General features: G+C 56.4%; 10 protein-coding genes and 2 pseudogenes. 4 read left to right on the top strand and 8 right to left on the bottom strand.

All coding sequences use genetic code 11. The annotated features are described in order from the left end of the window. Positions 1–106 precede the first annotated feature (106 nt). The 3 genes from G5S42_RS07375 to G5S42_RS07365 are packed head-to-tail and all read left to right on the top strand — an operon-like array spanning position 107 to position 3,691. The gene (locus tag G5S42_RS07375; protein ID WP_176106173.1) at positions 107–2,389 is read left to right on the top strand and encodes an amylo-alpha-1,6-glucosidase; all 2,283 of its coding nucleotides are present in this window, start codon (positions 107–109) and stop codon (positions 2,387–2,389) included. Further along, positions 2,386–3,012 (top strand): DUF429 domain-containing protein, encoded by a 627-nt coding sequence (locus tag G5S42_RS07370; RefSeq protein WP_176106172.1) that lies wholly within the window; start codon positions 2,386–2,388, stop codon positions 3,010–3,012. The genes G5S42_RS07375 and G5S42_RS07370 overlap by 4 nt, the downstream gene beginning before the upstream one ends. Before the next feature lie 22 nt (positions 3,013–3,034). Continuing rightward, the gene (locus tag G5S42_RS07365) at positions 3,035–3,691 is read left to right on the top strand and encodes a hypothetical protein (RefSeq protein WP_176106171.1); all 657 of its coding nucleotides are present in this window, start codon (positions 3,035–3,037) and stop codon (positions 3,689–3,691) included. Between the two features lie 5 nt (positions 3,692–3,696). Here the strand turns inward: G5S42_RS07365 and lhpH are convergent, their stop codons facing one another. Both lhpH and G5S42_RS07355 read right to left on the bottom strand, forming a co-directional pair. Next, complete coding sequence (lhpH, locus tag G5S42_RS07360; RefSeq protein WP_176106170.1) at positions 3,697–4,704, bottom strand: trans-3-hydroxy-L-proline dehydratase; 1,008 nt, start codon at positions 4,702–4,704, stop codon at positions 3,697–3,699. 28 nt (positions 4,705–4,732) lie between these two features. After that, positions 4,733–5,854, bottom strand: a complete 1,122-nt coding sequence (locus G5S42_RS07355) for a branched-chain amino acid ABC transporter substrate-binding protein (RefSeq protein WP_176106169.1) — start codon at positions 5,852–5,854, stop codon at positions 4,733–4,735. Between the two features lie 186 nt (positions 5,855–6,040). Here G5S42_RS07355 and G5S42_RS07350 point away from each other — a divergent pair, with 186 nt between their 5' ends. Then, entirely contained in the window at positions 6,041–6,763 is a 723-nt protein-coding gene (locus G5S42_RS07350) for a haloacid dehalogenase type II (protein ID WP_176106168.1), read from the top strand. 783 nt (positions 6,764–7,546) lie between these two features. Here G5S42_RS07350 and G5S42_RS07345 read toward each other — a convergent pair. The 6 genes and pseudogenes from G5S42_RS07345 to G5S42_RS07330 all read right to left on the bottom strand — a co-directional run bounded on the left by G5S42_RS07345 (position 7,547) and on the right by G5S42_RS07330 (position 14,958). Continuing rightward, a complete protein-coding gene (locus tag G5S42_RS07345; RefSeq protein WP_176106167.1) occupies positions 7,547–9,247 on the bottom strand; it encodes a hypothetical protein in 1,701 nt (566 codons plus the stop codon). Between the two features lie 121 nt (positions 9,248–9,368). Then, positions 9,369–11,018 carry an AAA family ATPase gene (locus tag G5S42_RS07340; protein WP_176106166.1) on the bottom strand — a complete coding sequence of 550 codons (1,650 nt, stop codon included), beginning with the start codon at positions 11,016–11,018 and terminating at the stop codon, positions 9,369–9,371. A 559-nt stretch (positions 11,019–11,577) separates the two neighbouring features. Beyond that, complete coding sequence (locus G5S42_RS07335; protein ID WP_512882185.1) at positions 11,578–13,305, bottom strand: TnsB C-terminal domain-containing protein; 1,728 nt, start codon at positions 13,303–13,305, stop codon at positions 11,578–11,580. Positions 13,306–13,392: 87 nt separating this feature from the next. After that, a pseudogene (locus G5S42_RS46170) lies at positions 13,393–13,473 on the bottom strand (hypothetical protein); the annotation flags it as partial. Positions 13,474–13,633: 160 nt separating this feature from the next. After that, positions 13,634–13,864, bottom strand: a pseudogene (locus G5S42_RS46165) (hypothetical protein); the annotation flags it as partial. A 149-nt stretch (positions 13,865–14,013) separates the two neighbouring features. Continuing rightward, entirely contained in the window at positions 14,014–14,958 is a 945-nt protein-coding gene (locus tag G5S42_RS07330; protein ID WP_176106164.1) for a hypothetical protein, read from the bottom strand. Positions 14,959–15,004 lie beyond the last annotated feature (46 nt).

The raw sequence follows: 15,004 nt of genomic DNA, 5'->3' as shown, positions 1-15,004 counted from the left end.
GGATGGGCTGGCCAACCAGGGGCGGTCAAGCCGGCCAACCCGGCGGCGAATCCGGGGCGAGACCCGAAGTGCAACTGAAAGCAGCATCGAATTCATAGGAGCGACCTTGAAACAGCAGCCAGAAGCCCTCGGCGGGCTGACCCACTCGGGCGGCGTCGATCATCGCGATCCCGAGCAGGACGGCGTCTTCATCCCGACGGAAAACCTCAACGTCGCGAGCGCCACGCAGCACGTGCTCAAGTCGGGCGACACCTTCATCGTCAACGATCCGCTCGGCGATATCACCGGTCACGACGACGGCCTGTTCGTCAACGACACCCGCGTGATGTCGCAACTGCGCCTGACCTTCGGCGGGCGCGCGCCGTCGCTGCTGTCGGGCAGCGTCAGCAGCGACAACGCCACGTTCACCGCGCATCTCACCAACCGCCCGCTGCCGCCGCTCGGCGGCGACAGCACACCCGAAGGCGTGATCCACGTCCAGCGTGTGCGCGTGCTGTCGGGCACCGTGCTCAACGAGGCGATCGAGCTCACGAACTACGGCACGCGCGATGCGACCGTGCCGCTGTCGATTTCGTTTTCCAGCGATTTCCGCGACATGTTCGAAGTGCGCGGCCTGAAGCGCGACAAACAGGGTCGCGTGCAGCCCGCGCGTGTCGAGAATCAGCAGGTGCTGCTCGGCTATGTCGGTCTCGACGACGTCGCGCGCAACGTGCAGATCGCGTTCTCCCCGCAGCCGGACAAGCTGTTCGCCGACCGCGCCGACTACACCGTCAAGCTGCCCGCGCAGGCATGCGTGTCGATCTATCTGTCGGTGGCCGTGCACGTCGTGCCGATGAGCAGCAGGCCCGGCGCCGACGTGTCGCAGCCCGTGCACGCGCTGAGCGAAGCGCATATGTCGCAGATCGACGCGGAACGCCCGCGCGTCGGCCGTGCGGCGGTGCGCGCGGCGCTGGTGGATGCCCACCTGGTGATGCGCGAGCGACGCCGCGCGAGCGCGCGCGTGCGTTCGAGCAACCCGCTGTTCAACGCATGGATCGACCGTTCGTTCGCCGACCTCGAACTGCTGACGACGGATCTCGCGACCGGCCCGTACCCGTACGCGGGCATCCCATGGTTTTCGACCCCGTTCGGCCGCGACGCGGTGATCACGTCGCTGCAAACGCTGTGGCTGCAGCCGCATCTCGCGGCTGGCGTGCTGCGCTTTCTCGCCGAGCATCAGGCGCGCGAGAACTCGCCGTTTCGCGACGCCGCGCCGGGCAAGATCATGCACGAGATGCGCAAGGGCGAAATGGCCGCGGCCGGCGAAGTGCCGTTCGCGCTGTACTACGGCGGTGTCGACACTACGCCGCTGTTCATCGTGCTGGCCGGCGCCTACGCGGCCCGCACTGGCGACGTCGCGTTGATCGATGAATTGTGGCCCGCGCTCGAGCGCGCGGCGCAGTGGGTCGCGGGCGTATGCGACAAGAACCGGCACGGACTGCTCGACTACCAGCGCGAATCGGATGGCGGCCTCGCGAATCAGGGCTGGAAAGATAGTCACGACTCGGTGTTTCATGCGGACGGGCGCTTCCCCGACGGCCCGATCGCGCTCGTCGAAGTGCAGGCCTATGCGAGCGCCGCGTTCGACACGATGGCGCGCTTCGCGAAGCTGCGCGGTCTGCGCGACGCGGCCGCGCAGTATGCGGAGCGCGCGAAGAAGATCCGTCGCTGCGTCGAAGAAAAGTACTGGATGGACGAGGTCGGCTTTTACGGCATCGCGCTCGACGGTCATGGCGAGCTGTGTCGCGTGATGGCATCGAACGCGGGACATCTGCTGGCGTTCGGCCTGCCCACGCGCGAGCGCGGCGAAGCGTTGGTGCGCGCGCTCGACTCGACGCTGTTTCATACCGGCTGGGGCGTGCGCACGCTGGCGGCGAGCCAGGCGCGCTTCAATCCGATGGCGTATCACAACGGCTCGGTTTGGCCGCATGACAACGCGCTATGCGCGCGCGGGCTGTCGCGCTATGGCGCCAAGGGGTCGGCCGTGAAACTGCTGCAGGCGCTGTTCGAGGCCGCGGTCAATTTCGACATGCGCTTGCCGGAACTGTTCTGCGGCTTCCCGCGACGCCGCGGCGAGCCGCCCACGGCCTATCCGGTCGCGTGTTTGCCGCAGGCATGGGCGGCCGGTTCGCCGTTCATGATGCTCGAGGCGTGTCTTGGCATCACGATCGACGCCGAGCGCCGCGAAGTGCTGATCGAACAGCCGATGCTTCCCGAAGGTATCGACTGGCTCGAGGTCAGCGATCTGCGGGTCGGGGATTCGTCGGTGTCGATCACGTTCCGCCGGATCGGCGAGAAGGTGGTGGCGTCGGCGGAGCAGGGCGATGTGAGGGTGGTGGCGCTGCTTTGACGCCGCCGACCGTCGCGGGCATCGATGTCGGCGGGGACCGGAAGGGCAACCATCTGGTCATCCTGCGCGGCACTCGGATATTGTGCAAACTCGGCAACGCGACCGCCGAACAGATGCTCGAGCGGTGTCGCGCGCACGAGGTGGCGGCGGTCGGCATCGATGCGCCGTGTCGTTGGCGAACGGGCGCCGCGGGAAGGCTTGCCGAGAAGGCACTCGCGCGGCAGCGCATCTTTTCGTTTGCGACACCGGCTCGCGAACTGGCGATGGCCAGCAAAAGCGGCTTCTATGGATGGATGTTCAACGGCGAGCGCGTCTACGACGCATTCGCCGCGCACTTTGCGCTTTTCGGGGGCGGCAAAGAAATCACGGGTCGCGTGTGCTTCGAAACGTTTCCTCACGCGATCACGTGCGCTTTTCTCGGGACGGACGTCGCATCCGCGAAGCAAAAGGGCCCGCAGCGCCGGGCTATTCTCGAACGGGAAGGCATCGCGACTGCACCGCTGACATCGATCGACCATGTCGACGCGGCCCTATGCGCGTTGGCGGCACGTTATCTGCTGGAAGGCAGAGTCGATACATACGGTGACGAGTCGGGCGGATTCATCGTGGTGCCTGGACTTTGACGCTCACATTCTCGGAGGACGGGTGCACTTGGCACGACGTATTGGAGTATTGCTGCTATCCCTGGCGGCGTTGGGTTCGACCGCGGCGTCGGCGAACGACATTCAGTGTGCAACCACACAGCAGCCCGCTGAGCGCGTCATTTGCGATCACGCGATCCTGAACAACGAGTACGACGACATCTTCGCGCAACAACAGGCACTGCTCGGCAGCGGCAAACTGTCGTCCGCGCAGCTGGCGCAGTGGCGGCACGCGCGCAACGCGTGTATCGACGTGCACTGCGTGGATGGCGTATTCGACAAGTGGAAGACCATGGCGCGGGCGCTCGAAGCCGGTCCTCAGGCGGCCGCATCTGTCGTGGTGCCTTCGCAAACCACGCTGGCGCCTGTCGGCCCCAATCCGCAAGCGCCTGCTGTCGCGTCCGCGCCTGAAGTGCCCCAGGCGTCCCCGGCCTCGCCGACATCGGAGGCTTCTCTGGTACGTCAAGGTAGTGCCGCGGGTGTGGCGCTTCCGCAACCGGTCGCGCCGGTGGCTTCAGCGCCGGTGGCTGCCTCCGCGGCGCCCAGTGCGACCAGCAGCATGACCGGTCTGCCCGGCATGGGGGGCGGCCTGATCGTGGTCCTGCTGGTTGCGCTCGGGGCCGGTGTGTACTTCGCGCTTCGGAACCGGAGGAGCGCTTGAGCCGATTATCGGACGAGGAAACCGTAAGTTAGCGGGTCACGCTCGTCCACGATCCAGGTAGCGAAGCCGCAAACATGGGCGCTGCCCTCGACCTCGGGGATGACCGCCTTGAAGTCGCCGACGGTCGTCTCGCTGAGTACGCGCCCCTTGAAGACAGTACCGATGATGGACTCGTTGACGAGCGTCTCGTTCATGGCCAGTTCGCCGCGCAGATAGAGCTGCGCGACGCGCCCGCCCGTCCCTGAGCCGGTGGGCGAACGGTCCACCTCACGGTCGGCGAACACGCAACAATTGGCTTGCGTGGAGCCTTCGTGCCGCGGCGCATTGGCAATGATGGTGCCGTAGATGTGGTTGATTTCCGGGATGTCGGGATGCTCAACCGGGTAAGCGTGATTTGCGGCTTGTTTTACCTCGGCGCCAAACCTGATGAGTTCCTCGACTGAAGACTCGCGGACCGCGAGGCCGTGCGGTGCACCGTCCGTATAGAAGTAGAAGGCACCACCGAACGCGATGTCACCCCTGACCGTGCCAAACGACGGCGTCTGAACCGTGACATCCGCTTCCCAGATGAACGATGGAACGTTCACGAAACGTACGTTGCCGGCGTGTTCACCATCCCATTGCACGAAGGCCTCGATGAAACCACAAGGAGCGTCGATGCCAATGCGGGTCTCGGGAATCTGGCGCTGAACCCACCCCAACTCGACCGCCGCGGTGGACAGCGCGATCACGCCGTGCCCGCAGTGGTCGCTATAACCCTCGTTGTGGACGAAGATGATCCCGAAGTCTGCCGTGGGGCTAACGGGTTCGGTCAGGTATCCGCCGTACATGTCCGCATGACCACGCGGTTCGAACATCAGCGCGGTACGAATTTCGTCGGCGTTCTCTTTCAGCCACGCGCGACGCTTGACGATGGTGTCGCCGGGAAGACGAGGCAGCCCGCTCGTCACGATACGGAACGCTTCGCCGCCGGTGTGAACCTCGACTGTTGAAATTGTGCGGGTGATTTTCATGGGTGCTTTGGGGTTGCTCGATTGAACGTCACTGCCCGTACGGCACCGGAAGGCCGTTTCTGATCACGTAGACGGTCGTGGGTGCGCCCTTCAGATCGCCGTTTTCATCGAACGAGTAGGTGCCTGCCACGCCCTTGTAGTCGGTCTTTGCCAACTGGGCGGTCAGCTTTGCCTTGTCGGTCGTGGTGCCTGCTTTGACCATCGCATCGGCCAGCAGTTTTACGCCGTCGTAATAGCTGACCGCATAGACCTGCGTGTCGGTGTTGAAGGCGGTCTTGTATTTCTGCAGAAACTCGCGGCCGGCTGGGGTCTTGTCGAGCGCAATGCCGCCCTGGGCGCAATACACGATGGAGGCCGCGTCACCGGCGACCTTACCCATATCGGCCGAGCAAATGCCATCGCCGCCAAGCAGCTTGGCACGCAGCCCGCGTGCGCGCATCTGCTTGGCCATCGGCGCGCCCTGAGCAGCGTATCCGCCGAAAAAGACGACATCCGGATTCTTGGCCTTGATGCTGGTCAGAATGCCGAGGAAGTCAGTCGCCGACGAGTTCGTGAACTGTTGGTCCACGATCTGAATTCCGTTTGCCTTGGCCTCTTTGATGAACTGCTCGGCCACGCCTTGCCCATAGGCCGTGCGGTCGTCGATCACCGCGGCGGTCTTGGCCTTCAATGTCTTGGCCGCAAATTGGCCCATCGTCCCGCCTAGCTGCTCGTCGCTCGCGCCGATACGGAAGATGTTCTTGAAGCCTTGCTTCGTCAGCGCCGGATTGGACGCAACCGGCAGCATCGGTACGCCACCCGTGTTATAGACGCGCGATGCCGGAATCGCCACGCCCGAGTTGTACGGGCCCAGCACGGCGATCACGCCGCTGTCGACGAGTTTCTGCGCGACCTGAACGCCGATCTTCGGGTCTGCCTGATCGTCTTCGGAGTCCAGCTTGAACGTTACCTTCTGGCCAGCAACCGTGACACCGCTCTTGTTGAGTTCGTCGATAGCGAGGCGGGCGCCGTTCTCGTTGTCCTTTCCGTTCGGCGCCTGCGGGCCCGTGAGTGGAGCTGAGTGACCGAAGGTGACCACCGATTGAGCGTTGACGGATGCGGAGATGCCGGCGGCTGTCAGGACAGCCATTGTTATGACGAGGGGGCGCATAAAGTCTCCAGGTGTTGGACCGGTTGATCAGATTAGCTCCGCTTCGGCGTGGGATCGCATTCGGGAAAACGCCAGGGTTTGCGAAGAGAAATGACGCTGTCGCTTCGCTGCTGCATTAGAGTTCTGGTTCCGGCAGTTGCTCAATCCATTGTGATTTTCATCATGGACATCTGACAGGAGGGAGTCGTGAAACTGACCGATTTCGAGGCACTGACTTTTGACTGCTACGGCACCTTGATCGACTGGGAGAGTGGCATCCTTGAAGCCCTGCAGCCTCTGCTGGAGCGAGCCAGGACGCCGCTCACGCGCGACCAGGTTCTGGAAGCCCACGCTCGCCACGAGTCGTCGCAGCAGATATTCACGCCCGCGAAGCGCTATCAGGAACTGCTGTCCATCGTGTATAAGCGCATGGCAGAGGAATGGGGCCTCCCCTACACCCACGAAGAATGCGTGGCGTACGGTCGCTCGATCAGAAACTGGCCAGCATTCCCCGATTCGGCGGCCGCGCTGCAATATCTGAAGCAGCACTACAAGCTGGTCATCCTGTCGAACATCGACAACGAAAGTTTCACCTACAGCAACGCGAGGCTGCAGGTTGAGTTCGACGCGATCATCACGGCAGAGGACGTCGGCTCCTACAAGCCGTCGCCGCGCAACTTCGAGTACATGCTTCAGAAGCTCGATCAGCGGGGCATCAGGAAGGGAAAAATCCTTCACACCGCAGAAAGCCTTTTTCATGACCACAAGCCCGCAAACGAGTTCGGGCTGGCGTCGTGCTGGATTTACCGTCGTCATTCGAAGCCGGGCTTCGGCGCGACGATGGACCCGGGCTCGCAGCCGAACCTCGACTTCCGCTTCAACAGCATGGCTGACTTCGTCGACGCGCATCGGGAAGCGCTGGTGGAGTGAGCTTACGGGTGATCGGAACAAACTCTTCGCGGCTGGAAGCCGCCGCCAGGGAACTCGGCGGCGCCGCGCTTGCGCTGTCTGCGGACTTGCGCGATCCCGCCGACGTCGGCCGCGCAATCTGGAGTCACTGAAGGGCGCCAGAGCTGGTGGCTCGCAAACGAAAGCTCTCCTGAGGACGTTATCTAAACTATTAAAAGCAAAGGGATTGCCATTTTTTTAGATACATGCTTGTTGCAATGAATATCGGCCCAAGGCATGTTCGCTTCATTTTTCGCGTGGCAAACGAAATCTGTCCTGGCCTTGCAATCAAAGTTGTCGGGCCGTTCGCCACATCGTCTGTTGAGCCCTAATGGTCGTGCACCTTTAGGTTTCGGTGCGACGCCGGACAACTCGTTGGATGGCGCGGGTCTGTACCTCTACCTTTGGGGTGAGAGCTGAAACTGCCCGGAGCCGCGCTCGCTCCTGAACGCGGTATCTGCTTCACTATAGCCTTGACCGAAGCCGCCGCACGCTGCAGTCAACAATCCGCCCCATTTTCGCGAGAAAGATGATGCCAGGAAAGCCTCTGCAACACGTGGTTGCAAGGCCGGCCGTTCATATGGAATGAACCTACGACCTGTGTACCCCGCAACTACTGTTATCCAATTGCTTGACGGCCAAGCCGTGCGTGTGGATGGGCCCGCGCGTCTATAGTGAACGCGAACTGCCTGGCTCACACACCGGCATTGATCGCGATATGATCGAGACAGGCGGTGTTCATTGCGTCCGCACAAGACCCCTACGTCATTTTCCTTTCGTCACGGTCCGGTCAGCCAACCCTCTGGTGTTGCGAAGAACAGAACAAATGTCTTGCCACCGACCGTCGCTTTTCAGACGCGCGAGCGTCTTGCTAAGCACTGTCGGACAGATGCCGTTACTCCTCCCAACATCCGCCCACGACGTTCCGCGTCCAAGTTTTTCGACGATACAGTCAACCAGCAGGCGAGCGCGTCGATGCAAGCTCGACCGGGAAACGTCACACCTGTTTACGATAGGTTGGATGGTCTTCCATTCTGCCTCTGAAAGCTGCCAACCCTTAGCCCTGGGTGGAAAATCGACGATCGTTGTTTTGGCTCTTGTGTTACCGAGCACGGAGCGGATTTGCGCCCAACGGCCGTCAGCATTTAATTTTTGATAGGCGCCTAGGAGCGTCGTTCGGGACACGCCTCTAGAAGTCACGATATCTGACCAAGTCTTCCCGGTTCCAAGTTTTTCGATGATGCTGTCAATAACCAGGCGAGCGCGGTGACACATATATTGGGAGTTGCCGTTGGTCCCGGTAACAATAACCTTGATAGCCTTCCACTCGACATCCGAGGTTCCCCAGTTCCAGCTCCAATATCGTGGCAAAAGTTCAGGATCTTTTGTCCTCGCCAGAAACCGTTGAACCTGTCTCCCGGTTGCGATTGGGCAAATGTCCATATTATCGTTATTCCGCGATGACCTCTCGGCGGTATTTCGACGCCGAAGTAAAATGGTTCGGATCTCTCGCCACCGACCATTCCTTACCATACTATAGTACGCTTCAAGTACCGCAACCCCGGGGCGATTGACCGCGCTCCATGGCTTTCCTTCCGTAAGTTTTTCGAGAATCGCGTCTATAACAAGTCGCTGTTGCATGGGATCGCGTCGGCTAGATTTTGTTGCTATCGGCTCAATCAATCCCCATTCGATATCGGACAATGATGAAGTTCCATTCTGTCTCGATAAATCAAAATCCGTTAATCGACGGGCTTGAACCTCCCGCAAACCACTTGCGTCAAAGCGGATCTCGTTTTGATCGGATTGCGCCCATTCTGTTGGAGTTTCCTTGGGGCGAAGCGTCAATATGCGAATTCTTCTTGCAAATATGACATTCCCAACCTGTTTTCCATGTATAAGGCAGGTAATGTCTGCCTCCGGAAGATCAATTCCGATTTTACCTTGGCGTGCAAACTTATAAACGCTTATCCATGCTCGATACGCAGATGGAAAGGCAAAGAACCAATTAATACGATTCATGCCGCATTTGCTGCTTCTTAGAATAAAATGTTTCGCTTTTGCGTGAAGGCAGGCAACATATTTATCGTTTAGTAATTCGGGGTGACATAAACGCTCAAATCCGTTTACGCAGTAAAGATATTTAAAAATTACCGAGGGAGGTGAAAACAAATCGCATTGTAGTACCCAGCTTGGAACAAAAATGGTAATTAAGTTGCTTATGAAGCGATAGACAATATGATGTATTGTTGCGTTTTTCGGGATTGAATAGCCATCGGCATATTGATTTGCTGACGCACGTTGCCACGACGTAAAATTCGTTGCCACCCTGAGGTGGATATTTTCCTCGATATTTTGCTTCTTCTTGTAGGCGGTCGCTATGTCAATAAAATTGTTCTTTCCGTTAGCAGAAACGTCAACGACAAAGTATTCGTTGTTTTGTCTATAGATTCGATCGAACCACATGGTAGCTCCCTGATACCTCGCTGAACGTATCGATTCAGCCAAGTGATGGGCAATGTCGAGCGGCGTGGATCGAAATACCTAGCGTGGGCTCGACATAAGAGCGGTGGAAAGTGGACGGTGTTCACTCCTCAAGCGAAGCGTCAAAATCGAATAGCGCGCCCATGCTGCGGAGTTTGCTGAAGACAGAACAACCTTCTTCTCGGGCAGCGCGAATGGCTAACCGGTAGTCATCGGGCGCCAAATCCGGGTTTGCGATGGCTGAATCTGCTTTCGCTTTCCGTTTTGATGGATGGGTTGGAATGGTCTTGCCGACGAGGGCTGCTTTGGTCGCTTCATGAACGTTTTTCGCCTTTCCTTTTAATTCAACCTGCTTCGCTTTCTCAAGAGCGCGATGAGGCTCCATACCCGAGCTCACGAGTTGATTTGCAACTGCTGGCGCGAAGTTTTTGTCGCCAGGGCGAAGAGAGGCGCTCGGATCACGGGGGCTTTGATACTGGAACTTTACTTGCTGTAAAAGTAATTCAAATTCAATCGGAGCGATATCCTGGTACTGTTCAAGCGCTGTCTTATCGCCAGACTGGCATGCGGCGATCATCGGATGAATGAGGGTGAAGTGGTTTTCCCATGCTCGCTTGATGCCCTGTTCAGTTATGGTCTCGCTCCCGTCGAAGATTGCCTCTAGTTGAACCGCCACGAACAGCTTCAACGCAATATCAACCAGTCCCTGGCAATAGGCATACATTAGCTTTGACAGCTCTGGGTTGAGTTCAGTCGGTTTACGCAACCACTGAAGAGGCCAGAACGCCTCGATGAAATGCTCCCACTCGCCACGCTCTTCACGTTCGAAGTTGTGGGTTGCTTCCAAGAGATTCCAAGGAGTAAACCCGCTTCCGACCGAACGTCGGCCGGGACTGAAGTCCAGTCCCAATAGCTTGCTCGCTTTGCTCGTTCCAACGAATAGTACCGGTACACCTAACTCGTTGGACGCAGCAACAAGCACGTTTAATAAATTTAGCTTCCCTTTTCCATCGTATTTCAGTCTATGTATTTCGTCAACGATTAACAAACCAACGTTACACAGGTGCATAAGTCGCGCGGTGTCATTCATCATAATTGTTTCGTTAGCGTACTTTCTCGACGAAATATCCTTGTAGGGTACAGCGTCCGGAGCCAGTGCTTTTAACTGACGTTGGATTGCAGTTGCGAGCCCCTTCACAGAAGTGCCATCTGCAGGAGCTTCTACGTGAAGCCATGGAATCTGAGTAACTCCGAGTTCTGGATGAAAAATAGCAGGGAAATAGAAGTCAAGTATGCGTAGGAGGGTTGTAGTTTTTCCTATGCCAGAAACACCAACAAAAGAGCTGGATCTTTGTGCAAAGTCTTGCTCGTCCATTCCGTCAGATCTGAGAATGTGGCCCGCCTGTCTAGCTTCATAAAGCTGCTGGAGGATGGCGACGTGCGAGGCCGTGCGAGGAACTCTACCTACATAGCCTTCTCTTATTATGGTATCTATTGCATGAGCGAGTCGAATGTGTCGCTCTAAGGGAACATGAAAATTTAACAGGCGTGCGATCATCTTGAATCGTTGTTGTGGCGGCCATTCTCTTTGTTTCGGATCAAATTTTGGCCTCGCCCAAAGAAAATCATGCCATTCATCGGTATCCGGAGATCGAGGCAATGCTTCGATAAGTTGATTTCCCTTGTAATGCGGAATGTCCTCTGTCCGGTATCGTGCCGTGACGATATACGATCCAGTGTTTTCGGAACTCACGTCGCACCTCCTGTCTTTTGTAAGCAATGCGTATCCCCGCTACTTGGTAGCTTCGAGCCAATACTGATTTGAATGCGTACGGACTTCATGAACTGTCGAAGACGCATCGATTCCATGTTAGAGATGAAGAATGGGGTGCGGAGATCAGGATGGAATCGGAGGAGACTCGAAGTTTTCCCCATGCCAGAAATACCGATGAAGCAAGCTGAACTTTGTACAAAGCCGTGCACGCCTCTTTCATCAAACTTTGGGAGGGCTGCGACCTGCTGAGCGTTGCGTGGAACCCGACCACTACAGTCACCTCTTAGCATCGTCTCGATTGCACGAGCGACTCGGGTACGCCGCTCCGAGCGTACTTCGAGATCTTGCAAGGGTGCGATCATCCGGAGTTGTTGATGTGCGGACCGCGCGCTTTCGGTTAAGATCGATACGCCAAATGGTGCGGAGAAGTTCACCCCATTCACCGTCCTGCGGATATCGGGGCAGCGCTTCGACAAGTGGATTCCGCTGATACTTTGGGAATTCCTGACACCGTGTCATGACGACACGTGAATCGGTACTATTTCTGAAATTCACGTTGCAACTCCTGTCTTTTCAGAGCAAGGCGTTTCTCGATGCTAATCGGCTTCGGCACATTCTCGACGTTTTTGTCATGTGGGTACGAACCGGGATCAACCGATGAAGAAACTTTCCTGTTGCCATTGGACGCATCAAATTGCTTGGTTTCAGATGGGACGGCGACTACACTCGACGACGACCCCGATGCCTCGCAACCGGCTACATCCTGATCTTCGCCGCCGATGTTAGGCATGGCTGCCTCCGTCTGACGTCTTGCGGTTTTTTCCGCAGATCGTTCAGAAGCCGTATCGGCCGTGCGAGAACTTCTTGATCTACCTTTGGTAGCCACTTTCATTGCTGCATGTGCCGGAACCGTGATCGCAGACGTGTCTTTTCTGAAATCCGAGCGCCTTTGCTGATTGTCCTGCTCGTCGTCTGCAATCACTTCTTTTAATTTACGAATAACGTACTCAACCTCTGGAAAAGAATATCCTTTGTAGCATTCGGAACGTTTGGTCAACTTACATCTATATGCCAATTTTCCGTCGTTGGGATCGTAAGCAACGATTGTGTCAACCAGGCGCCGGTCAAACGACACCGAAACGTCTGATCGTCCTCTGTTTGCGGCCGCTATGAACCAACCTTTCTTTTCGAGTTCGGGACAGGAGTAGTAGCAATGCTTGAAAAGGATTCCCCGTTCTGTGATTTTTCCCTCTGAGCGTGGTAGTAATCTAAGATGTAAATAGTCTTCACTGTACCGTTGAATTTTGCCAACCCGTGTTATGACACTGTCATTCCAGAGTTCGATCGGGACCGGTCGGGTTCGCAAAATGACTTCCGGCGAAGCTTGATAATTTTTCATCAAAGTGTGGTTGTGCAATCGAATCGATAGCAATATGACGCTAGTAAATTGATCAACGGTGAGGCACGCATCATTCTTAAAATGCTTTCCTCGCCGACGTTTCGCGTTGCTTGGTGGGTCGTAGCCGGGGACAACGGAAGCGATTCGAACGTGGGTTAATCTAAAACCGCATTCGACGGTTCCCTTTGTTTGTGGACTCAACGGCGAAGCATTGATAATTGTCCCTTCCATTCCTTCGCATATCCGGTTGCTATTGCGAGAGATCATTTCTGCGCAGTCACCCAGAAACTTAGAAGGAAATATGCCATCGGCGGGGTAATCCGAGGGATCGTACGGAATGTCATGCTTTCTGCACAAGGCTTGCTTGTCCTCCGCGATGCTGAGAATCGCTTGCATTGCGGATTCCCAGGATGCACTCTCTAAGCCGACATAGAACCCGACGCAGAGTCGGCTCCATCTGTCGTAAATCAGGTACATAGTCGGTTTTCCGATGATATTTTTCGGGTTAGCCTTTGCAACCAACCATACATCGGCGATTGTGGCGTCGATTTCATATATGTGGCCCGCGCCAATCGCGTCGTACAGTGCGCCGGTCAAATGTTGGTTGTGGTCGCGATTAAAATCTTTTTTTCCTTTTCGCTTACGCAATATAAGTGCTAAAGGAAACGAACGTTTAACGACCTGGCGAAATTGATGATCCGATGGCCGTTCGCCTAGTGGTTTGTTGTCTGATTTTCCATTTCCGTCGAGATAGGAATAGTAATTGCCCAGCATCCAGGAAAATGTGTCTGCGAGCGTTGCTGTCGGATTTTTAAAATAGTGTTTTTTAATGGAAAATTTTATGTTTTTAATGTCCTGTTCATTCATTTGGTACGTTTCGTATTTCTCGGTGCGACGTCCGCGGCGATTGGTTTGATAGTGCTGACTTGTGCCAATATCGGCGAAGGCAGGGAGCAGTGCATCCTCTGTCAAACCCCCAGTCCAATACATTCGTAGATACTTGTTTACTGTTGTTTTTGAAAGCTCGGTCTCCTCGGCTACTTTTTTTTACCAATATTCCGCGCTGCCTCGGATTGTAGATCTCCGGGTTGGAGATCAAGGGCTTTATCGCCTCATACGCGGATTTTTTTCGCGCGTCTGCTGCAGGGGAGCGAAAGGTAGGTTGGCAGTGGACGCCGGTTTTGACCACGAATAGACGACGGTCCTTAGCCTGCTTTACCAGGTCAGAGTAGTCGCGCAGCCTGGGCCAACAGTTGTCATTGGTAAGATCGAAGACCCAGGCGTCATTCTCGAATACGTCCAAAAGTCGGAAGCGCGTTCCATTCTCGTCTGCGAAGACGTCGTTCCTGACCAGAAGTATGGGTGGGTCGAATGGTTGCCCGTTCGCCGCGCGCTTTCCGACGAGGGTGAGAGGACACGATCTCATGGTCTTACTTCCCAAATGCAAATCATCGGAGGCGGTTGACGCGGATCACAAGCGTTGGGCCGAAGTTGCTGAGCTGGATGTTCCTCGCGAGTCGGCGGTCTGCTTGTTCTTAAGGGTCCGAGGGCCGGTTTCCGTTCAAATCCGCAGATCTAACCCTCGAAATGGATGTGGAAGCCCACGCAAAGTCGACTCACGCTGTCGAAAATTGAATACATAGTCGGTTTTCCGACGATCTCTTTATTTGGGCCTGTCCCGGCCAGGCGCACATTGGCGATCGTAGCGTCAATTTCGTGCAGGTGGTCCGCAGCGGTTAGGTTATGCGGCGTGCTGGGTGAGTGTTGATTATGGTCACGATCGAATGCTTTAGTACCTTTCCGATTACGGAATACATGTTCCAAAGGAATCGATGCTTGGTCGATGCAGCGAAATTCGTGAGTGAACGGTCGCTCGCCTCGCGGGATTGTATGTTGTTTACGCATTTCATCGAGGGGCGGAAAGCGATCGACTAACATCTGGCGGACTTTTTCGCTGTAGTATTCTTTACTCCCGTCGTCATATACTTTGAGGGGACGCCCGCACCAATCGTTCAGATCATGCTGGCTCGAATCAATTGCCTCGAACGGAGGGAGCAGTGCATCCTCCGTCTGACCACCGATCCAATATCTCCGTAGGTAGTCGTTTATTGTTTTCTTTGAAAGACGGGTCTCTTTGGCTGTCTTTTTTACTAACCGCCGGCGCTGTTCCGGATCATAGATAGCAGGGTTCACGACCAAAGGATGTATCGTTTCATATGCCGCTCTATTTCGCGCCACTGATGAAGGTGAGGTGGGCGTCCGGTTGCCGACGCCGGTTTCAATCACGAAGAGACGACGGCGATCAATCTGTTTGAGCAACACAGAGTACCGGCGGCCGGTTGGAGAACTATTGTGATTGGTGAGATCGATGACCCAGGCGTCATCTCGGCAGACATCCAGGAGCCGGAAGCGGGTTCCGTGTTCGTCCTGGTAAACCGCGTTTATCGGAAGCTTGGGTAGGGCATACCGTTGATGTTTCGCGATGCCTTTGCTGACGGGGTGGGGAGTTGGCGATTCCATGATTTCATTTCCAAGAATGCGAATCAGCGGCCTAGGTTGACTCGAT

The sequence above is a fragment of the Paraburkholderia youngii genome (assembly GCF_013366925.1).
In the GTDB taxonomy this organism is placed as follows: Bacteria; Pseudomonadota; Gammaproteobacteria; order Burkholderiales; family Burkholderiaceae; genus Paraburkholderia; species Paraburkholderia youngii.
Note: the sequence above shows the minus strand (reverse complement) of the source record. Positions and strands in the feature narration are given on the sequence as shown.